Origin of the sequence: Flavobacterium lipolyticum (genome assembly GCF_020905335.1) — a bacterium.
In the GTDB taxonomy this organism is placed as follows: domain Bacteria; phylum Bacteroidota; class Bacteroidia; order Flavobacteriales; family Flavobacteriaceae; genus Flavobacterium; species Flavobacterium lipolyticum.
Genome location: NZ_JAJJMN010000002.1, coordinates 311,346 through 331,946, shown reverse-complemented (window position 1 = coordinate 331,946; position 20,601 = coordinate 311,346). Strand labels below are relative to the sequence as shown.

Annotated in this window: 13 protein-coding genes; 5 read left to right on the top strand and 8 right to left on the bottom strand. The window is 35.9% G+C overall.

The window, feature by feature from the left end; genetic code table 11:
• The first annotated feature begins 275 nt into the window (after positions 1–275).
• On the top strand, positions 276–518 hold the full coding sequence (locus tag LNQ34_RS18220; RefSeq protein ID WP_230000752.1) for an acyl carrier protein: 243 nt from the start codon (positions 276–278) through the stop codon (positions 516–518).
• A gap of 17 nt (positions 519–535) precedes the next feature.
• Positions 536–1,924, top strand: a complete 1,389-nt coding sequence (locus tag LNQ34_RS18215; protein WP_230000751.1) for an AMP-binding protein — start codon at positions 536–538, stop codon at positions 1,922–1,924.
• A 300-nt stretch (positions 1,925–2,224) separates the two neighbouring features.
• Here LNQ34_RS18215 and LNQ34_RS23470 read toward each other — a convergent pair whose 3' ends face one another.
• Entirely contained in the window at positions 2,225–4,612 is a 2,388-nt protein-coding gene (locus LNQ34_RS23470; RefSeq protein ID WP_202702902.1) for a TonB-dependent receptor, read from the bottom strand.
• 456 nt (positions 4,613–5,068) lie between these two features.
• Between LNQ34_RS23470 and LNQ34_RS18195 the strand changes: the two genes are divergently transcribed.
• The 3 genes from LNQ34_RS18195 to LNQ34_RS18185 all read left to right on the top strand — a co-directional run bounded on the left by LNQ34_RS18195 (position 5,069) and on the right by LNQ34_RS18185 (position 7,858).
• Positions 5,069–6,175 (top strand): PepSY-associated TM helix domain-containing protein, encoded by a 1,107-nt coding sequence (locus LNQ34_RS18195; RefSeq protein WP_230000750.1) that lies wholly within the window; start codon positions 5,069–5,071, stop codon positions 6,173–6,175.
• A 212-nt stretch (positions 6,176–6,387) separates the two neighbouring features.
• A complete protein-coding gene (locus LNQ34_RS18190; protein WP_230000749.1) occupies positions 6,388–6,948 on the top strand; it encodes a tetratricopeptide repeat protein in 561 nt (186 codons plus the stop codon).
• A gap of 325 nt (positions 6,949–7,273) precedes the next feature.
• The gene (locus LNQ34_RS18185; protein WP_173965216.1) at positions 7,274–7,858 is read left to right on the top strand and encodes a helix-turn-helix domain-containing protein; all 585 of its coding nucleotides are present in this window, start codon (positions 7,274–7,276) and stop codon (positions 7,856–7,858) included.
• Between the two features lie 912 nt (positions 7,859–8,770).
• On the opposite strand, the gene LNQ34_RS18180 is transcribed toward LNQ34_RS18185, so the two are convergent.
• The 7 genes from LNQ34_RS18180 to LNQ34_RS18150 all read right to left on the bottom strand — a co-directional run bounded on the left by LNQ34_RS18180 (position 8,771) and on the right by LNQ34_RS18150 (position 20,175).
• Complete coding sequence (locus LNQ34_RS18180) at positions 8,771–10,453, bottom strand: DUF4983 domain-containing protein (protein ID WP_230000748.1); 1,683 nt, start codon at positions 10,451–10,453, stop codon at positions 8,771–8,773.
• A gap of 360 nt (positions 10,454–10,813) precedes the next feature.
• Positions 10,814–11,494, bottom strand: coding sequence for a phosphonatase-like hydrolase (locus LNQ34_RS18175; RefSeq protein ID WP_230000747.1), 681 nt, complete (start codon positions 11,492–11,494; stop codon positions 10,814–10,816).
• Between the two features lie 211 nt (positions 11,495–11,705).
• Positions 11,706–12,863, bottom strand: a complete 1,158-nt coding sequence (locus tag LNQ34_RS18170; protein ID WP_230000746.1) for a TIGR03364 family FAD-dependent oxidoreductase — start codon at positions 12,861–12,863, stop codon at positions 11,706–11,708.
• Between the two features lie 279 nt (positions 12,864–13,142).
• The gene (locus LNQ34_RS18165) at positions 13,143–14,426 is read right to left on the bottom strand and encodes a DUF5690 family protein (protein WP_230000745.1); all 1,284 of its coding nucleotides are present in this window, start codon (positions 14,424–14,426) and stop codon (positions 13,143–13,145) included.
• Between the two features lie 146 nt (positions 14,427–14,572).
• Positions 14,573–17,449, bottom strand: a complete 2,877-nt coding sequence (locus tag LNQ34_RS18160; protein ID WP_230000744.1) for a TonB-dependent receptor — start codon at positions 17,447–17,449, stop codon at positions 14,573–14,575.
• Between the two features lie 792 nt (positions 17,450–18,241).
• Positions 18,242–18,601, bottom strand: coding sequence for a YegP family protein (locus LNQ34_RS18155; protein WP_017495681.1), 360 nt, complete (start codon positions 18,599–18,601; stop codon positions 18,242–18,244).
• A gap of 59 nt (positions 18,602–18,660) precedes the next feature.
• Positions 18,661–20,175 carry a PAS domain-containing sensor histidine kinase gene (locus LNQ34_RS18150; RefSeq protein WP_230000743.1) on the bottom strand — a complete coding sequence of 505 codons (1,515 nt, stop codon included), beginning with the start codon at positions 20,173–20,175 and terminating at the stop codon, positions 18,661–18,663.
• Positions 20,176–20,601: the final 426 nt, after the last annotated feature.

The window sequence follows — 20,601 nt, the reverse complement described above, 5'->3', positions numbered from 1 at the left end:
AGATAACATTTGTAAAAGCTCCAGAGGAGCGTCATATTTATAGCATTTATAACGTATTTTTTTGTAAAAGCTCCGAAGGAGCGTCATATCTATAGAATTACGTTCCAATGAGATAACATTTGTAAAAGCTCCAAAGGAGCATCATATTTATAGCATTTATAACGTATTTTTTTGCGAAAGCTCCGGAGGAGCGTCATATCTATTGCATATGAATTACATCACAAAACATTAGACAACAAATAAAAAATATCAATTTAATATTAAATAATAGAACAATGAGTACAATAGAACAATTACACGGAGTATTTGCAAGAGCTTTTGAAATTCCTGTTGAGGCAGTAAACGACGGACTGGAATATCAGGCTATAGCCGAATGGGATTCGCTGAGTCATTTGGTATTAGTAGAAGAACTTGAAAGTACTTACAAAATCTCAATCGAAATGGAAGACATTCTGGAGATGGGAAGTGTAGCAAAAATTAAAGACATTCTTAAAAAATACGGATTTGAAATCAATTAGAATAGACCACTAAACTTATGGAACTATACGATTTAATCAGAAAAAATGAAAAGCTGACTTTTACCGACGCCAGTACCGGAGTTTCAAAATCTATTGCAGAAATGGATCAGTCACTGGAAATCGAAAACATCCGTTCAGTTGTTTTTATTTACAATGACAATCAGTTACCGGCTATTGAAACGCTTTTAAATTTTTACCAGAGCAGGTTTACGATTGCTTTGTTGGGAATGGGTTTACTCGAAAATTTTAAGGAAAATCTGGAACAGAAATATACTCCTTATTATATCTATGACCCTACGCGAACTGAAATAGAAGGCTATACGGCTGTAAATGCATCCGAAACGATAGTATTGTTTAAACGAAACGTAAATTTAATTTACCCGATACATGCCAAAATAAAACTTTTGCTAAGCACTTCCGGAACTACAGGATCGCCTAAATTTGTTAGGCTTTCTGATGAAAACCTGGTACACAATGCAAAATCGATTATGGAGTATATGCCAATCCGGTCAGATGATGTAGTACCTTTAAATGTACCGATCAATTTTGTGTATGGCTTGTCGATTTTTACCACCAATTGTATCAAAGCCAGTCAGATTGTTTGTACAGATAAAGATGCTTTTCAAAAAGAATTCTGGGCCGATTTCAAAAAGTACGGATACTCTACCTTAGGTGGAGTTCCGTACTTCTATGAGATGCTGTACAGTATTGGATTCTTCAAGAAAGATCATCCTTCCTTACGTTACCTGACCCATACGGGCGGAATGCTGAATCACAAACTAATTGAGGCAATTTCAGATTTTAGTGAGAAATTCGGCAAGCAATTCTTTGCGCAGTACGGACAAACAGAAGCTTCCGGTCGTATGGCTTATTTGCCTCCGAAAGATCTGTTGCGAAAAGGAACTTCTATTGGTTTACCAGTTAAAAATGGACGTTTTGAGATCGATAACGAAACAGAGGAACTGATTTACATTGGTCCAAATGTCTATGGTGGTTATGCCAATGTGAGAGCTGATCTTCAGTTTTATGAAGAACAGGAAAGACTCCACACCGGAGACAAGGCCAGACAAGATGAAGAAGGTTACTACTATATTGTAGGCCGAATCAAACGAATCGTGAAATTGTTCGGAGTACGTCTCAATCTTGACGAAACAGAATTATTGCTGAAAGATGCATTGGGTGGGCAAACGTTTATCTGTATCGGAATAAACGATAAACATCTGGCCGTAATGTACACCGACGAAAATCTGAACAAAGAATTGATTCTGAAAGTGCTAAAAGCCAAACTAAATCTTCACGCCAGTTCTTTAAAAGTGATGCACATAGAAGACGTTCCGCTTACACCAAACGGAAAAGTAAACTATCCTTTACTTAAGGAGTCACTGGAATTAGAAGGGGCTTTATAGGTTTTAAGTATTCAGTCGCAGTTTGCAGTTTGCAGTCGCAGTAGTCAGTCACGGTAATCAGTCACGGTAATCAGTATACATTAAAACTGAGCACTGTGACTGAAAACTGTGACTATTTCTTTTATCTTTCAAAACAAGTCGCAGTATTCAGTCACGGTAATCAGTACACATTAAAACTGAAAACTGCGACTGAATACTGTGACTTTTTTTACCCTTCAAAACAAAAAAAGGCTCCTGACAAAACTGCGTCAGGAACCTTTAAATAAAAAAACAAAATAATATTATTTGGAAAGCTATCTTTTAGAAGCTATACCCCAGTGCTAAATTAAATCTGGTACCGTTTCCTCTTGTATAATTGGCATTTGTACCAAAAAACTGCGAAGTTGTTGGATAATAATCTGTATTGAATATATTTTCAATTCCAAGTTTAACACGGATGCTATCTGTTACTTTATAAGCAGATGCCAGATTCCATAAATTGAAAGAATGAATTGGTCCTTCTCCAATGGCATAAGCTCCTTTGGCATTTGGTTTGAAAACATCACGATCACCAACATACATCCAGTACAATTCAACATTTAATCTTTTACCGCCATACTTTGCGTAACCTGTAATTTTAACCGGAGGAATTCGGTTTGATTTCAAATAAATATCGTTTGGTCCGTAAAAGTTCCCATCAGAATCTTTATCCCCTCTTCCCTGTACATTGGCATAGTTACCCCCTACTGTCAATTCCTTAAGAATTTGGTAATCGGCCTGAACCTCATATCCCCAAACTCTTTCCGGCAAACGTTCTGCTACTAAAAATCCGTCTACCTGAATCAAATTGGTTCCTAATTTTGATGTACTCAAATAATAAGAAGCACTTACATTGAATTTTCCTAACTGACTGCTAAAACCTCCTTCATAGTTGTTGACAATAATTGGTTCTGTCTCCAACTTAGAGATGGCATCCTGTTTTGCATTGGTTAAAACCCTTCCTAAATCAAATACAGAAAAAGCCTGAGAAAAACTCACAAACGGATTGAAGAATTTAAATCTTGAATATCGAATACCCGTGTTAAAAACAAAAGCATCATAATTAAGTTTTCCCCCTTTTACAGCAATACTTCCCGCTCCATTTGCACCGGTAGCAAGAGTATTGTAATCGTCGATATTGATTTTAATGTTTTCTGCACGCAAACCTGCTTTTACATTCCAGTCGCCAAACAGCTGTGTCGATAATTGTGCATAAGGTGCCAGATTGACCATATCGATGTTCGGAACCCAAACACGTCCGTCTACCAGTTTTTGGTTCGTTTTATCGTTCAATAAATCGAATCCGTAAGTCACATCACCCGTGAAGTTTGACGAAATTACAAAAGGAGAATTCAAATATACTCTTACCCCTTTTTTGGTAGATGCCGTTTGTGATTGTCCGCTTCCGTAGAAAAAAGTAGAGTTAGAAAATGCCGTCAGGAAATCCTGAAAATACAAGTTAGCTGTAAGTGAAGTGCTCCCAAAAATCCCTCTGTTTACATACTGAAGATTCGCATTGTGATTGTAACGATTTCCTTCGTCTACACCAGGCCTGTTACCCAATACTCCAATTGCAGGACTTACTCCGTATACTCCATTTTTAAGGATAAAATCCGAATCCTGATTCGAACTGAAATAATTGTACATGAAGTCAATTCTTTGCTTAGGGGTTAAATCGTAACCTACTTTAGTAAACACATTATACGTTTTAGTTTCTCCTAATCCGTACTCAGGAGAAATAACCTTCCCTCCTCCATCACGAAAAACACCCGTTTTTTCATAAGTTCCGCCTACCATATAGTTGAACTTACTGATTTTCCCATAAAACTGCTGATTGAAGCGGTATCCTAATGTACTGTCACCTTTTATATTTCCGTTAGTTCCTGCCTCACTGTATCCGGCGAATTTCTTTTGAGTTTTACCTGATTTTGTAATGTAATTAATCAAACCTCCGTCAGCACCATTTCCATAAATAGCAGTTGCTCCTTTAATGACTTCGATACGTTCAATTACAGAAGGATCTATAGAACGCAGCTCACGTCCTGCAGATTTCAATGGCGTCGATTGCGGAATTCCATCAATCAAAACTAAGGGATTTCTACCGCGAAGTGTCTGACCGTAATTCCCTGTATTGTTTGTACCCGATCCTAAGCCTGGAACCGCAAATGCCACAATATTGGCAATATTTGGACTCACAATCGATAAATCTTCAATATCCTTAGCATTAATGACAGTTACCGAAGAAGGTGTTTTTGATAAAGTTTCTACTTTTCTACTGGCCGAGACGATTATCTCATCTAACTGATCGCCATTCTCTTCAGAAACGTTGGTTTCTTTACCATTAAATTTCAATTGCAAAGTCACATTGGTCGTTTCATTGTTGGCAACCGTAACTTCCTGTTCGATCGTTTCGTAGCCCGATAATGAAGCTTGCAGAGTATAAATATTCTCTGCTATTTTGTTCAGTCTAAAGCTGCCGTCGCTATTTGAAATGGTTTTATATCTTGAATTTTTAAGTGTAATAATAACTCCCGAAGCCGATTTTCCGTCAGAGGTTGTGATTTGTCCTTTAATTTTTCCACCATTTTGTTGTGCAAAAGAAGAAAAGACCGAAAATAAAAGGCTGATAATAAATAAAAACTTTGATGTTCTTAAACTAAGATATTTCATTGATTTTAATTTTTTGGTTAGTGATTTTATTCTTATTTAGAATTAATAAAAACAGCGCAAAAATAAAGATTAATAATTGTTTAACAAGTATTATTTCGATTTATTCTATAGAATTTTTAATAATTCATGCGCCTTTGTCAGAAAATAAATCAGTTTCTTGATAAAAAAGCAATATTACAACAGCATCAGCTTAAAAAATTGTACGAATGCCACAAAACGAATCAAAATCAATCTGTAAGTTTTCTCTTCTCAAAGTTTAAGACTACTCCATTCAAAAGTTAATAAATAAGCATTTTTGAGGTTTTACGGCTCTTTTTTTCATTCAAAAAACAAAGATTTAGTCTAAATAAGTATAAATTTGCGACGCATTTTCTGTGGATTCAAGTTTAATTCTAACAGAAAATGATACCATTACGGTGTGAACCAGAGTGCCTATAAAACCAAATAAGCTACTAAATGAAGAAAGGAATAAAAAAAACGATCAGACAAATACATTTATGGCTGGGGCTTGGCTCAGGTTTAATCGTTTTTATTGCGGCCTTAACCGGCAGTATTTTAGTTTTTGAAAAAGAAATTGACTCATTCTTACATCCTCAATACTATCAGGTTTCATCTGTAGGGACGACCAAAAAAACAATTGATTATTGTACAGACGTTCTTCAGAAACAGTACGGCATCAAAAAAATTACCCGAATTTATACCTTCAATGATCCTTCGCGTACCTTCCAAATTCTGGCAAAGGATGCCGATAAAAAGGCACAGTTTTTTTCTATTGATCCTTATACCGGAAAAGTGCTCGCCACAACACCTCAGGAAAGTCGGTTTTTTGTAGTAGTGCTTTCCCTCCACAGACAATTGCTAATGGGTGATGCCGGGCAGCTTATTATGGGATCTTCCTGTATTATTTTTGTTCTGATGCTGATCACAGGTATGGTTTTATGGTGGCCGAAAAAGATTAAAAATTTAAAACAACGACTAAAGGTAAAATGGAGCGGTTCCTTCAAAAGAATCAATTGGGATTTTCATTCTACTTTTGGCTTTTACAGCTTCTTAGCTTTGCTTATTATTTCGCTAACCGGTCTTTCCTTTGCCTTTGACTGGTTTCAAAATGGCCTTTATTTAATCGCCGATGGAACTACCAGTAAAAAAGTGTCTTTAAAAGTAAAGAATCCAACAAAAATAGATCCTAAACTCAATAATACTGCTTTTTATCAAGGTATTTACAATAAGACCGACAGTATTTTTCCTTATACCGGAAATATCCAAATTAGAATGCCGGTGGATACAATCAATAGTATTACGGTTCTGAAGGAAGATCTGGAAAGAATCATTCCACATCAATCCAGCTCGGCTTATTTTGATAAGTATACGGCGGAAAATATTGAAAACAGACCTTACAAATCCTATTCAAACGGTGACAAACTGAAACGTCTGATGTATCCTATTCATACCGGAAGTGTTTATGGATTGACCACTAAAATAATTGCTTTTTTGGTTTGTCTTTTTGCTGCGACATTACCTATTACAGGACTAATCATTTGGCTCGGCAGAAAGAAAAAGTAGCTTTTTGACGAAGCAAATCACTTTATTCAGTTGTTGTATTTCTTTGGAAAAATTTTCTTACCTATTCGGTAATTAGGATCCTTTTGCTGTGTTCTTCGAAATAAAAACAATCGTAAGTTGTTATATTTCAAAAAATTACCTAAATTTAATCCCCCCATTTCTAATAAATCTTTTTAGGACTTGTTTAATCTGTTGGCTAAAATCTCAAGAGCATGAAATGGTTCAACACTTTAGTAATAAAAAAGTTTACGGAAAGACTTTCAAAACCCGTTTCTAATGATGGTTCTCTTCATTTGGAAAAGGGCAGACAGTTTTATTTGTCGAATCGGTTTCAGGATGCCCTGCTGCATTTAAACTGTGCGATCAATTCCGGATTTGATCAGGGGGTTTATGCCTTAAGAGGAACCTGTCTTCAAAAACTGGATTACCATTATAATGCCATTGAGGATTTCGACAAAGCCATTGAAACTGATCCTTTAGAGTTTTCTATTTACTACAATCGGGCAATATCCAAAAGAGCAATCTTAGATTTTACCGGTCATATCGAAGATCTGCACAATGCAATCTATTACTACAAAAAACATTCAACTATCGAAAATCAGGTTCTCAAAGCTTTTGAAAGAGATTTACAGACAGCTAAAATGGACATAGATGGTCCAATACAAAACAAACATGAAGGGCGTAAAACTCCACCTCTCGAAATAAAATCTCTGATTAGAGAGTCACTCAACCTCATTAAAAAAGCCAGGGTAAGAAATGTCACGGTGAATTGATTTCGCTCCTTTTTTATAAAACTTCTTTTTTGTTTTAAAGCCGTACTAAAAAAAGTACACGGATGATACTGATTCGCTAGGCGAAGACGCGGATCTTCACGGATTATTTTTTGTTTTATCTGGGATAGGATTATTTTATCATAATAATGTCTTTTATTCCTCTAAAAAACCGTTTTCATCCGTGTTTACGTGAAACGAATCCGTATCATCCGTGTGCCATAATCCTAGCTATAGAAAATACAAAAGTTCACACTAAGGCTTCTCTTCTTTTGCAACTCACCCGCTAATTGTGTTATATTTACCATACTAAACTGAAGTTTTTATTATGGAAGATTTTTTAATTGGTATTGGAAAGAGATTAAAAGAGATCAGGAAGAAAAATGCATTAACCATACACGAAGTAGCCAACAGAGCCGGAGTTAGCAACGGTTTGATTTCCAGAATTGAAAACGGAAGAACAATTCCTTCCCTACCTGTTTTGATTGAATTGATACAATCCTTAAATACGGATGTGAGTTATTTTTTTGAAGGTGTTGAAAATACCAAGAATGCGAAGTACATTCATATTAAAAAAGACGATTATCAAAAGATAGAAAAAGAGGACCGTGCCGAAACCACCGGTTTTAACTACTATCATATTTTCAGTAAAAGCATTAACTCTATTGGTTTTGAAGCTGTAATTCTTGACGTGGAACCCAACTGTAAACGCGAAAAAGTAATTACAGATGCCTGGGAGTTCAAATACATCATAAAAGGAAGTGTGACTTATATTATTGATGATGCAGAAGTGGTTGTCAATGAAGGTGATTCATTGTGCTTCAACGGAAGACATCCACACGTGCCTCAAAACCGAACAACAGAAAACTGTGTGATGCTGGTACTTTACTTTTATTCTGAGAGTAATAGTTAGTTTTTTTTACCGCAAAGAACGCTAAGTTTTTTTAGAGCTAAGACTTTAAAAAAGGTAAGGTTCGCAAAGCTCTATAGATAGAACTTTACGATTAAATAGCTACTAAGCTTGTCAATATCGACCGAAGGGGACTCGAAGGACAGTGAATAGACGAAGTAAATTACACGTAGGATACGAAAAAGATTGGCGACATTCTGTATCGAGTTTCTAATGTGATTTCTCTCTTCGATCGAAATGACACAAAATGAGAAAAAAAACTTTGCGAACTTTGCGCAGTATCTTTGCGCTCTTTGCGGTTAAACTCATCCCTTTACATTAAAAAAACTTCGCGAACCTTGCGTAACATCTTTGCGCTCTTTGCGGTTAAACTCAAGACCTAAATTAAATCAAAAAGGCTACCTTCAAAAATGAAGATAACCCTTTAAAAAACAATAAAACACAAATTTTTAACGAAGCAAATCACACGTGGGATTCGAAAAAGATTGGCGACATTCTGTGTCGAGTTTCTAATGTGATTTCTCTCTTCGATCGAAATGACACAAAATGAGAAAAAAAACCTTTGCGAACCTTGCGTAACATCTTTGCACTCTTTGCGGTTAAACTCAAGACCAAAATTAAATCAAAAAGGCTACCTTCAAAAAAGAAGATAACCCTTTAAAAAACAATAAAACACAAATTTTTAACGAAGCAAATCACACGTGGGATTCGAAAAAGATTGGCGACATTCTGTGTCGAGTTTCTAATGCGATTTCTCTCTTCGATCGAAATGACACAAAATGAGAAAAAAAAATCTTTGCGAACTTTGCGCAACATCTTAGCGTTCTTTGCGGTTAAACTCCAAGCCAGAATCAAACCAAAAAGGCTACCTTCAAAAAAGAAGATAACCCTTTAAAAAACAAAAAACACAAATTTTTAATTCGCTGTCGGAAGCCATGAACGGCCGTCTAATGACCAGCTTGTATTGATGGGTACACCAAACCATTGTAACGAAGAATAGGCGATATCTACCATTTTAGGAACTGCTCCTGTTGCGGTACCACATTTTAAAGAGGCTGTAGTGTTTATCCATGTTGGAGTATTTGGAAAAGCAAGGTTTACCTGCTGAACGCTTGAATCGGTAAAACTGTTTCCTGATCCGTTATCTCCTTTCCAGTATCCAATAAGATTGGAGTAATCCGGATGTGAAGCGGTAACCGAAGAACAGGTATAATTTAAAATCGAAGCTTCCGATAAGGCTTTGTTCCATACACGCACCTCAGCAATATTTCCGTTTACATTGGCACCATACGTTAGCGTTCCGTCCTGTCCTATCGCAAAAGGCAGTCCAGAAGTCAGACTTCCGAAACTGGCTCCAATAGCAGCCTGCCCCACAAAAGCACCGTCCTGATACGTTTTAACCAATTTGGCTGTGCGGTCCACCACAAGTGTCAAATGATGCCATTTCCCATCATTGATTGTCCCACCGGAAATATCCACACGACTTTGAGTGTCCCCAATATTTACCTTCCATGTTCCTCCGGTATTGGCGCAGATGACAAAACCTCGGTTTTTACCGCTCACCCAGTTCTTATTCGAAACCAGCGAAGGATCACTGCTATATCCTGATGTTTTTACCCGACACTCCACTGTAAAACTCGAAGTTCCGAAATTGTAAAGTGCATTAGATGTTGAAGCATAAATAGAATTGGAATTAAAATTGACAAACTTACCCGTTATCGTTGTAGTGGGATCGACCGGTTTTTCGATTTTAGTCGACGTAAAGTTTTTATTGTTGAAAATAGTAAAGATGTTTCGTTCTTCGTAAGAACTTCCGCCATGAGATCCACTGGAACCTGTAACAATCCCTCCGTGATCCGGCGCTACCACGACCAACCAATCCTCATTGGCATAGTTAGGTCTGTTCTTTAAAGCCGTTAAGATTTCACCTATGTAACCGTCTGTGGTTTCAATTGAAGATTTGTACTGCGATACATTAAGCGAAAATCCATAGCTGTGTCCTGCATGATCGACATCATCAAAATGCAAAAACAAGGCATCCGGATTGTCGTTTGTAAGTGCGGCAACCACTTCATTTTTAACAGCCAAATCGGTAGTGAGTGTTTTCTCTACATCAATGCCATTCACAATATAGGTATTGATGGGTGCCCAATGCACAATCGACATGGTTTTTAAAGCAGAATTATACGTTTCAAGTCTTTTCAAAAAACTAGGATACGAGGTAAAATTCGGACTCGAAAATGAATTATCGGTTACGCCATGTTTCAAATGGGTCACGCCGGTAAGCATCGTCGACCAGCCGTTTCCGCTCCACGTAGGTGCTTCGGTCAATGCATCTACACTGTAAACCGCATTGGGTAATAAAGCATGAATATTAGGAGTGTTGGCTCCCATTAGAGCATCGCCGCGACAGCCGTCGATTCCTATAATCAGTAATTTTCTGGTTCCACTGCTTAAAGCAGATTTGCCGGTTTTAGAGTTTGCTTTAGCATTTACTGCCTGTTCGTCTTTCGCAAGCGCTGAATCGTTGGTACAGGAAGTGACTAAAAGCGCACTTGCAAGAATTGTAATGTAACTTAATCTAAAAATCTTTTTCATTGGGTTGAATTGTTTTATGGTTACTATTTATTTACTTGTTTGAAACTTTTCCTGCAGGGATATTGTTTTTACTAATTGATAATTGTTAATTGATAATGGATAATGGTTAATTGTTAATTGTTAATTGTTAATTGTTAATTGATAATTGATAATGGATAATGGATAATGGTTAATTGTTAATTGTTAATTGTTAATTGATAATGGTTAATGGTTAATGGATAATGGTTAATGGTTAATGGATAATGGATAATGGATAATGGATAATTGATAATTGTTAATTGTTAATTGTTAATTGTCAATTGTTAATTGTTAATTGTTACTTCTCACTTCTTACTTCTAACATTATTCACATCTAACCGCTCACCCCATAACACTATAAAGCGATGCCAACGAATTTAATATGTAATCGGGCTGGGCTGCTTCAAGCTGCTGTCTGGTTTGTGCGCCGGATAAAACACCAATAGTTACGCCACATTTGGCATTTTTACCTTCTTCAATATCTATCGCAGAATCTCCTGCTTTTAGAACTTTTGAAGCGTCTGTAATCGCAAACAATTGCATGGCTTTGTATATCATATCCGGAAATGGACGTCCCAACACTACATCATCAGCGGTGATTAAGGCATCGTATTGGTTTCCTTCCTTCCAGTTCAGCTTTTCTAATAAGGTATTCGCAACGTGACTGCTGTAGCCTGTGTTTAGTACCACTTTTACACCGTCCTTTTTTAAATTTTCAAAAATATTTTCAATGCCTTCTATAGGTAAAACGGAAGCTGAAAGATATTCTTTGTCCAGTGTTTCTTTAAAATATTCGAATATTACATCTGATTTATTCTCGTCTGTGATCTTATTGTATTCTAAAATATCCCTGATCGCCTGATGTTTTTCTTTTCCCGCTCCTAATGACAATACCGATTCCAAAGAAACCCCGATCCCGAAGTTGTTGATGGATTTATGCAATGTTTTGTAAACTATATTTTGCTCATTTATTGTTGTTCCGGCCATATCAAAAACAACCATTTCAATTTCATTAATTTTCATTTTGTGTATTTATTTTAATAGCCAAACAGGCTGTTTTTTTTTTTTGTTTATAGTTGATGGTTAATGGTTGATCGTTTGTGTTATTTCTCTAAAAAAGACTTTAATTATAGATTATATACTATGATTTATAATTAAATTTGTTTCAGGTTTCAGGTTATCTCTGAAACTCATAACTCATACCTCATAACTCATAACCCACATCTCACAATCCCTAAGCATTAAAAATCATATCAATATTGTGTTTGGCAAATCCTGCGCTTCCCGTCATGCCCTTTCCTCCTATTCCGGTTATGATGTGAATATTCTGGTCAACGGTGTATTCGAAAATATCTTTGGTCTTGCATTGCGAGTACATTCCAAACCATCTGTTCTGGATTTCATAAGTAGGCAAATCAATTATCTTTTTGGCTTCTTCAATCATAAAATGATCGATGTCCATATTCAGATCAAATCCCAAAGAATCAATATCTTTTGCGGGAGCATACTCATGAGAATCTCCTAAAATTACGGAGCCGTCAAGGGCTTGCTTGAACAGGATATGAACGCCATACTTCTTCTCAAAACTATCCGGATTTTCTTTTGCTTTGATGGTCTGATACGATTTACATTCTTCGAACGATTCATATCTTCTGATGGTCAATCCCGTTAAAATAGAGCCGTCCAATCTGTAATTGTTCTGAGGTTTCGTCTGCAGCATCTGCAATTTAGATACAATGAGATCGCTGTTGTTGTAAATCTCAGGATATAATATTTTGAAATCACTTCCGTTACAAATAATAATTTTTGAAGCTTTGTATACCTCACCTGCTGCAGTTCTTGCTATTACTTCATCGTTTAGGTCCTGGGTTTCTACGACCGTAGTGTTTACAAACAAATCAAGTCCAAGATTGGCTGTCATAAACTGGTGCAATTTGTGAATCATTGTGGAAGGTTCAACGGTAACTTCCTGCGGAAAAAACAATCCTCCTTTACAATAGTCAGCACGTAAACCGTCGTATTTATTCAGGCATTGCTCTTTGGTCAGCAAATTAGATTCGTAATCATTCGAAATATTAATCTGATGAAGTTCTTCAATCAACTGCATTTCTTCTTCATTTGAAGCCAGATAAACAGTTCCGTTCTGGCGGAGATTGATCTCAAACTGCGATTGAATATCTTTATAAATCTTTAAACTTTCTTTTCCAAAATTCTGCCATTTTCGATCCATTCCAGACGGTACAACCTGTCCAAAATTTCTAACGGTCGCACCTTCCGGTTTACTGCTTTTTTCCAGAATGGCAACCGACATTCCTTTTTTCAGGGCATGGTAGGCGTGAAATGTGCCCAGAACTCCTGCCCCGATAATTATTAAATCATACTTCTCTTTCATGTTTGTGTTTTTATTTGTTTTACTGGTTATTTGTTTATTTGTTTTTGGTTTATGGTTTGTTGTTTCAGGTTTCAGGTTTCAGGTTTCAGGTTTCAAGTTTCAAGTTTCAGGTTTCAGGTTTCAGGTTTCAAGTTTCAGGTTTCAAGTTTCCCTCGGCGTCTCAAATCTCAAATCTCAAATCTTAGATCTTGCATCTCAAATCTCAAATCTTAGATCTTACATCTCAAATCTCACATCTTACATCTCAAATCTTGCATCTCACATCTCACATCTCATAACTCACATCTCATAACTCATAGCTGTATGAATCTTAGCTGTCTTTCTAAACTTCCTTTTAAAATAGTTAAAGGACATGATGGTAGTGATGATCCCAACAAAAGAGAGCAGATAAATACAGGTAGTAAAAAAGCTTAACAGGGAAATATTCTTGTCGCCAAAATTTTTAAAAAACAATACCAGTACGCTTCCTAAGTAACCAAAAGCATCGGCGATGTAAATTAAAAATCCGGTATTTCCATCAATTTTATAGGTGGCAATCATACGGTCAAAAAACAGACCGTTGAACGGAATGTAGCAAACGTACATTCCAAATCCGGAAATTATCATCCATGGAACTGGTGATATTAAATGTTTTTGAAACAATAAGGTTGTAATCCCTATAAGTACAGAACCTACGAGCAACACCAAATGATAATTTTTGAAGGCTTTGTAGTTGTTTTTCATACTTCCTAAAAATCCTAAAATGACCAAAACAGCTATCGCAATCGGAATTTCGGAGTACATATAGATCGAAATACTCTCTTTATATCCCAAAGAATCCCATAATTCTCTTGCAAAATTATCTCTGAATTCACGCATTGCCGTTAACATGGCATAGAAAATTATAAGTATGGTCAACGGAAAAGCAAATTGTCGGAATAATAATGCACGTTCTTTTTTATCTAAAGGTCTGCGTTTGGATCGCAGGGCTAAATCTTCGTCATCCGGATTTGGGATTTTTTCCAAAAACAATGAAAATACGATTAGCGGAACAATAAAAAGTAATCCCGAAACAAAAGGCATCCAAAACTCATTGCACCCCAAAACCTTCAGAACGAATACTCCCACAGATTTCGCCGCTCCAGAGGAAACGATAAAACTCGAGCATAAAATTACCCCCAGTAATTCAGTTGTTTTTCGGCCTTCGATATAAGAAAAAACGATTCCCCAAATCATTCCTAAAGGCAATCCATTGATGAATAAAAATAGAATGTTGTAAGGTGCCGGTACCAAAGCAAAACCCAGCAAAGCCAATTCTGAAATGGCGATAAAACTGATTAAGTATAAAATTCTCCTGGCCGACTTTAATTCGGATATGATTTTGATTCCTAAAAATTTAGAAAAAGTATAACCTAAAACCTGTGCTAGAATGAGCAGAATCTTATAATCTATTCCCCAAAAAGACAACTGATCGAAAGTAGCGACCGTAAAAGGTTTTCTGAAGGCATACATACAAAAATAAGTGCCGAATGCCGCTATGGACGTTTTGAGTATGAACCTAAAATTAGACGCTTTTTTAGACATTAGTTCTTAAGATTTAACGTGATGGGGTTGTGATCAATGTGAAATAAGTACGGTTGTTTTAGAAACCCGTTGATTGCGGCAGATTAAAAAAAAATAAACTGTAAAAATAAAATCTGCGCACATCCAACGGGTTAACTTATAGTTGTCTATAAATTATATTTTAAACCAAGGTTAAACTTCATTCCGTAATATTCTACCTGTTTCGGACGGTTTGGTGTTTCTCCAAAATGGTACATCAAAGGCTCGTTCAATACATTGTTTACATCACTGAAAATGGTAAAATGATCTCCAATTTTATAGGAAGCAGAAAAATCAAGCGAGTTGTATTTACCGTAATAAATATCATTCATGTCTGTATTTTTAGCATTGGCATCAAAACTTGTGGCATAAGCTCCCTTGTGATTAAAGGCAGCTCTCACATTTAGTTTGCCGCTCTCATAAAACAGTTGTATATTGTATAATTCTTTTGCCTGATAAGGTGTTGACACTTTTCTTCCGTTAGGATTGTTAGCATTTTTCCCTAACGTCATTTCAGAGTCCATAAGAGTTGCATTGATCTGAGTCCCAAAATATTTCAGGAATCCCGGCAAGAAGCTGAATCTCTTGGTAATTCCAAATTCAACTCCACCAATCCATGCATTACCTCCGTTAGCAGGTGAACTGATTTCTATATCAGGAATTCCGTTTATGGTACCCTGATAAGTATCGTCAAAAATTGGATCTGTAATCGATTTGTAGAATACTCCGGCATTAATGATTCCTACTTCGTCAAGGAAATACTCTCCCAACAAATCAAAGTTCCAGGAATAGGTAGGGTTCAAGTTTGGATTTCCTCCTGCATACTCTCCGTCAATAGTATTTAGCGAACCTGCAGGTGAAATATCTCCAAAATTAGGTCTTGCAAATGTCCTGGTTGTGGCAAAACGAAGGTTCAAATTCTCAATCGGAGTGTACTTTACGTGCAACATTGGAAGTACGGAGGTATACGTTTTAGTATTCTCAGCATCTACCACCACATTGTTTTCTACAGTTTTACCGGTTACCTGTGTGATAGTATTGGTTACACGCAGACCTCCCAAAACAGTCCATTTATCCGACAGATTATAGGTTGACATCGCATAAACAGAAGAGGTTGTCTCCCCTACATTAAAGTTTCTTCCTAATCCTTTACCCAGTTCCGGAATCTGCGAATCAGCAGGATTTAAAACCAGATTTGCTTTGGAGGTATTGAATAATTTTGTCATTCCATCCGCTGATAAAACCGGACCGAAACTATTTCCAATCAAAGTGCCTGTTTCTTTCCTTAAGTAATCTGTACCTCCCGGTTGAAGAATTAAATCAGAAGCATAGTTGGATAAATAAGGGGTTGGAGAACCTGTCCAGTTGTAATACTCGTCTCTAAAAGTTGCAATACGATCTTTATCTGTTACTTTCGCTCCAAACTTCATTTTAAGATTCTCATTAAAATTGTGCTCGTAGTTGACTGCCGCAATAATGTTGTCTCTTTCTACGATGTTGATTTTGTATAATTCTAAAGTAGAAAACTTCATTTTTGTCGGATCTGTTTTGAAATTTGGATCGGAATAAAAATCAAATATTGACTTTGGATTGCTTGGATCCATAATTCCACCATCAGCAGCCCAATACGCTCTTGGACCTCCTGCTCCACCATTGGCAAGCGGCACTGTTTTTAAATATTCGGGTTTAACACCTACTCCCGTTTGATTGAACTGAATTAAAAAATAACTGTTGTCTTCTGCATTTGGGATGTTGCCATACTTAAACCTGTTTCGATAAGAAGCAAGACTCCAATCTAATTTTCCGTTCGCTAACTGATGTTTCCCTCCCAAATCAAGACCTAAAAATTGTGTCATTAATTGGTTGTGAATATCTTGTTGTTCCACCGTTAATGCATTTGTTGTACCATTGAATTTATCAAATCGGATACGGTGTTTGTAATGTGTTTCTTCATCTGTAAGTCCGCCATAAGTTACTTTTAGAAAAATTTTATCTCTAGATGAAGGATTAAACTCCATTGCACCATTCAAACCTGTGGTTTTTCTAACTCCGGTGTAATCTCTCAACTCCAATCTGTAAACGCCCTGATCACCTTGTCTTCTCGCCTCGTAATTATCGGTTGCCCAGTTTCTGTCCCAATACGTACCATTGATAATGTATCCAAACTTTCCATTTTTACTTTTATCCCCTATTGTAAGTGATCCACTATAAATTCCTTTATCCGATTTTTGATTGTATCCGCTAAAAACACTTGCTTTAATTGTTCTTTTCGTTGGAGCGGTTTGTGTAGTAAAATTGACGCTTCCGCCAATCGCATCACCATCCATGTCCGGTGTAAGCGCTTTAGTAGCTTCAACATAAGCGATAAGATCTGAAGGAAAAAAATCAAATGCGGTAGCTCTCGAAGTCGTTTCTTCTTCGGCAGTTGGAATTCTGTTTCCGTTAATTGTAGTTGACGACCAAAATGGCGGCAATCCTCTCACCGATACAAAACGTCCTTCACCCTGATCGCGCTCTATCGAAACTCCCGGCATACGCTGTACGGTTTCGGCAGCATTACGATCCGGAAGTTTTCCAATCCCATCGGCTGCAATTACATTTACAATACTCATTGATTTTTTCTGCATGTTCAATGCTCTTGCTTCACTATTTCTTTGGGTCATTCCACTAACCACAACTTCATTAAGTTCTTTTGAGTTGGTTTGCAGCTGAATTGTACCTAAATTCAGTTTTTGATTGTCAGTAATTTCAATCTGTATGTGTTTCACTTCATATCCGATATAAGAAATTTCTAATTCGAAGCTGCCTGGTCTGACATCCTGAATGGTAAAATAACCGCTAAAATCTGTTGTAGTTTTTAGATTATTAGACAATATTATGGTAGCACCCGGAAGCGGAGACTGTGTGTCGGTAATTGTTCCGCTGATGCTTGCCTTTTGAGCCATTATGTTTGGAGTAAAAAGTGCAACCGAAAAAATTAAAATTGCCTTGTAAATTGTTTTCATGGTTAATTTGTTTACAAATATTAAATTTATACAAGCAAATAAACAATTAATTTTATAAATAGTAAATAATCAAAAATTATCTAATTGTTAAAGAAAAGAAAATTAAGGGGTGTAATTTGTTAAGTATTTGTAAAAAAATAGTTTTATAATCCTTGAAATATTGGCAGAATAGTGGCGGATTTACATCTTTAAAGTGAGGAAATTCAAGGAAAGTGGCAGATAAAATACTGCAGGGAGCCGAAGTTAAGTCTTGATTAAGCGCAACTTCCTTGTAAAGTCATTTTTTTACTATTTGTAAAATATTAACCTCCTTTTTTACAAAAAAAAGAATTAAAATAAAACGGGCAAGTAACAAAAGACACAAATGTTTTTCGGCTTATAGCAGATCAAGAACAGAAATTGCGGAAAAAAGGGCTGAAAGCCCGAAAGCAACAGCATAGTACAAAGTACTATGTGTTAGATCAAGATACAGCATTGCCCTGAAAGGGCAAAAGCAATTTTAGTTCCCAACAAATTCCAATACAAAAACGTTCGCATTTTTAGAGAATCTTATACAAAATATATGGGATGACTATATTTTCGACCTCGCTTTTGCTCTTTCAGAGCGTAACCTATAATTGCCTTATAACTTGAGTTTACTGAAAACAAAAAAGACCGCAAAAGCGGTCTTAGCTGTGTAAAATACCAATTAAATTATCTAAAAAACGATTCCGTTATTACAATCCGGAAAACGACAAAAGTTCATTGTTTTATAAAATCAAACCGAATGGCAGACGGTTTTATTGAATAACTCTAAAATGCTGCACTCTCAGCCAATACTGTATTAGAGTGATCTTCTACAATAGCATGTGGTGCATATTTTCTAAATTCCAGTATTCCTTCATCGCGGGAATCTCTGTCTTTAAATATTTTACTTGTTCCGATAATCTTTCCGTTAAAAGCTTTAAGATTAAAGTATCTTTCATCTTTTGAATTGGTTTTCCGGAAGAATTTTGTATTGTCCTGTGAATTAACTTTTACTGATTCAATCCCTTTCATACACATGAATTTTCGGGTATAATCGCCACTGCTTAAAATAATTTCACCATTTTTATTTACAAATTCGAATTGAAATTCTCCATTGGCTTTTTTAATAACGATAAATTTTTCCATTCTAAAAATAATTATTTATGTAATCTGAAATTCTATATATAATGCGGAACGCAGCACCCTTATTCTTTAAAAAAGACTTTAAAAGTTGTACCCTCTCCTACCTGACTTTCTACTGTAATGTTTCCATTCATAGATTCGATCTGATTTTTTGTAATGTATAAGCCCAAACCGTTTGCTTTTTCGTGTTTGTGAAATGTTTTATACATTCCAAAAATTAAATCTCCGTGTTTCTTAAGATCAATTCCCAAACCATTATCTTTTATGGTAAATACCTTTCTTCCATTTTCTCTGAAAAAATTAAATTCGACGATCAGTGGTTTTTTAGGATCTGCATATTTTATAGCATTGCTACTTAAATTTTGCAATACACTTTCAAGATATGCCGGATTAAAATGAACCACTGCTTCAGGGGAAACGTTGTTGATAATCGTAACATTATTCTTGTTGTTATAAGCATTAACAATGTTGAGTACCCTGTTTAAATAACTGTTTAAATTCAGTGCCTCGATATTAATTTCGGCATTGTTCTGAACATTTACAATTTGCGACAAATCTTCAATTGTTTTACTAAGATCGCCGGAAACCGCACGCAGGTATTTTAATGTTTCAACTTTTTCATCAAAACCTTCTTCTGAATCGATCAAGTCCAAAAGAACTTTAAAATTACCTGCGTGCGAGTTTAGGTTATGAGAAACGATGTGCGAAAAATTCAACAATCTGTTGTTCTTTTCTTTATACACTTCCATTTCTCTTCTTAACTCAAGCTCTTTCTCTTTTTGAAAAGAAACATCGCTGTAAGTTCCTATTACCTTTAATGGTTTTCCCTCAAGATCACGCTCGGTCACCATTCCTTTACTGAGAATCCATTTGTATTTTTTATTTGAAGTTAATACACGTTGAAAATTTTCGTAAAAAGGAGTTCTGTTATCAAAATGATCATTAAATGCCTTTTGACAATCTTCAACATCCTCCGGATGTATCATTTTCTTCCATCCGTCGCAAGTGTGAGCAATATCAGACGCTTTCAATTCCAGTATATTTAAGGCTTGCGGCGAATAATAAATTCGATCATTGGTTAGATCCCAATCCCAAATACCTTCATTTGAAGTCATCAGCATGAACTTAAAACGTTGTTCCGTTCTTCTGAGTTTTAACTCCTGCTCCTTTAATTCGGTAATATCAGTTATACGGCCATAAAATTCCGTACTTCCATCTTTATTGACTAGCCTTTTTGAAGTCACCTTAAACCAACTTAATCCGTTGAAAGGCAATTCTGCCCTGAACACAACACTCCATTTTCTTCTTTTTTTAATAGCGTCGAATAAAGAGTTTTTCACCCTTTTTTTATCATCCTGATGAATTCGATCGTATATAGAAAGTACGGTATTAGTAAACATCTTATTGGATAAAACTTCAAACATTTCATAAGTGGCGTCATTTATAAAGGGCATCTCATAATCGTTATCTGCCGAAATCGTAAATACGAAAAGAGCGTCCTGAACCTCATCAAATGCTTTAGATTTAAAAACATTCACATTTGCTTTCTTCTTTGTATTATAAAAATCGAATTCCATAGTCTTACTTTTATACATTCCCTTTCTATTAACTGTAGTTTTCTTTAGCATTAAAATTTGCATTAGATTTTAAAAGCACTATTTGTTGATCAGACGGCGATCTTCTAAAAAAATAAAAATTGACCTGACTTTTATAACCCAAAAAACAAAAGCAAAAACAAAAAAAGCCGTCCGTAACAACAAAAGAGTGTCTTTTAATACAGGAAGCTAGATGCTGAAAAAAAATAATCCATTCTGCTACAAATCCATCTTATTTATAAAGTTCCAGCAACTGCGTCTTCCTGACAAAACAAAAATACATGCAATAAAATCAATACGTTATAGAACATGGAACACCTTGTTGTAGAATTATTTCTACAGAAAAAACATCACAAAAAAAATAATAATCACAAAAAAAACAGGTACTTAAAAAGTCCTGTTTTTTAA

What these genes read in the sequence shown, in the direction of transcription:
- LNQ34_RS18220 (WP_230000752.1), top strand. Translation starts at nt 276, where the DNA reads ATGAGTACAATAGAACAATTACACGGAGTATTTGCAAGAGCTTTTGAA.
- LNQ34_RS18215 (WP_230000751.1), top strand. Translation starts at nt 536, where the DNA reads ATGGAACTATACGATTTAATCAGAAAAAATGAAAAGCTGACTTTTACC.
- LNQ34_RS23470 (WP_202702902.1), bottom strand. Translation starts at nt 4,612, where the DNA reads ATGAAATATCTTAGTTTAAGAACATCAAAGTTTTTATTTATTATCAGC.
- LNQ34_RS18195 (WP_230000750.1), top strand. Translation starts at nt 5,069, where the DNA reads ATGAAGAAAGGAATAAAAAAAACGATCAGACAAATACATTTATGGCTG.
- LNQ34_RS18190 (WP_230000749.1), top strand. Translation starts at nt 6,388, where the DNA reads ATGAAATGGTTCAACACTTTAGTAATAAAAAAGTTTACGGAAAGACTT.
- LNQ34_RS18185 (WP_173965216.1), top strand. Translation starts at nt 7,274, where the DNA reads ATGGAAGATTTTTTAATTGGTATTGGAAAGAGATTAAAAGAGATCAGG.
- LNQ34_RS18180 (WP_230000748.1), bottom strand. Translation starts at nt 10,453, where the DNA reads ATGAAAAAGATTTTTAGATTAAGTTACATTACAATTCTTGCAAGTGCG.
- LNQ34_RS18175 (WP_230000747.1), bottom strand. Translation starts at nt 11,494, where the DNA reads ATGAAAATTAATGAAATTGAAATGGTTGTTTTTGATATGGCCGGAACA.
- LNQ34_RS18170 (WP_230000746.1), bottom strand. Translation starts at nt 12,863, where the DNA reads ATGAAAGAGAAGTATGATTTAATAATTATCGGGGCAGGAGTTCTGGGC.
- LNQ34_RS18165 (WP_230000745.1), bottom strand. Translation starts at nt 14,426, where the DNA reads ATGTCTAAAAAAGCGTCTAATTTTAGGTTCATACTCAAAACGTCCATA.
- LNQ34_RS18160 (WP_230000744.1), bottom strand. Translation starts at nt 17,449, where the DNA reads ATGAAAACAATTTACAAGGCAATTTTAATTTTTTCGGTTGCACTTTTT.
- LNQ34_RS18155 (WP_017495681.1), bottom strand. Translation starts at nt 18,601, where the DNA reads ATGGAAAAATTTATCGTTATTAAAAAAGCCAATGGAGAATTTCAATTC.
- LNQ34_RS18150 (WP_230000743.1), bottom strand. Translation starts at nt 20,175, where the DNA reads ATGGAATTCGATTTTTATAATACAAAGAAGAAAGCAAATGTGAATGTT.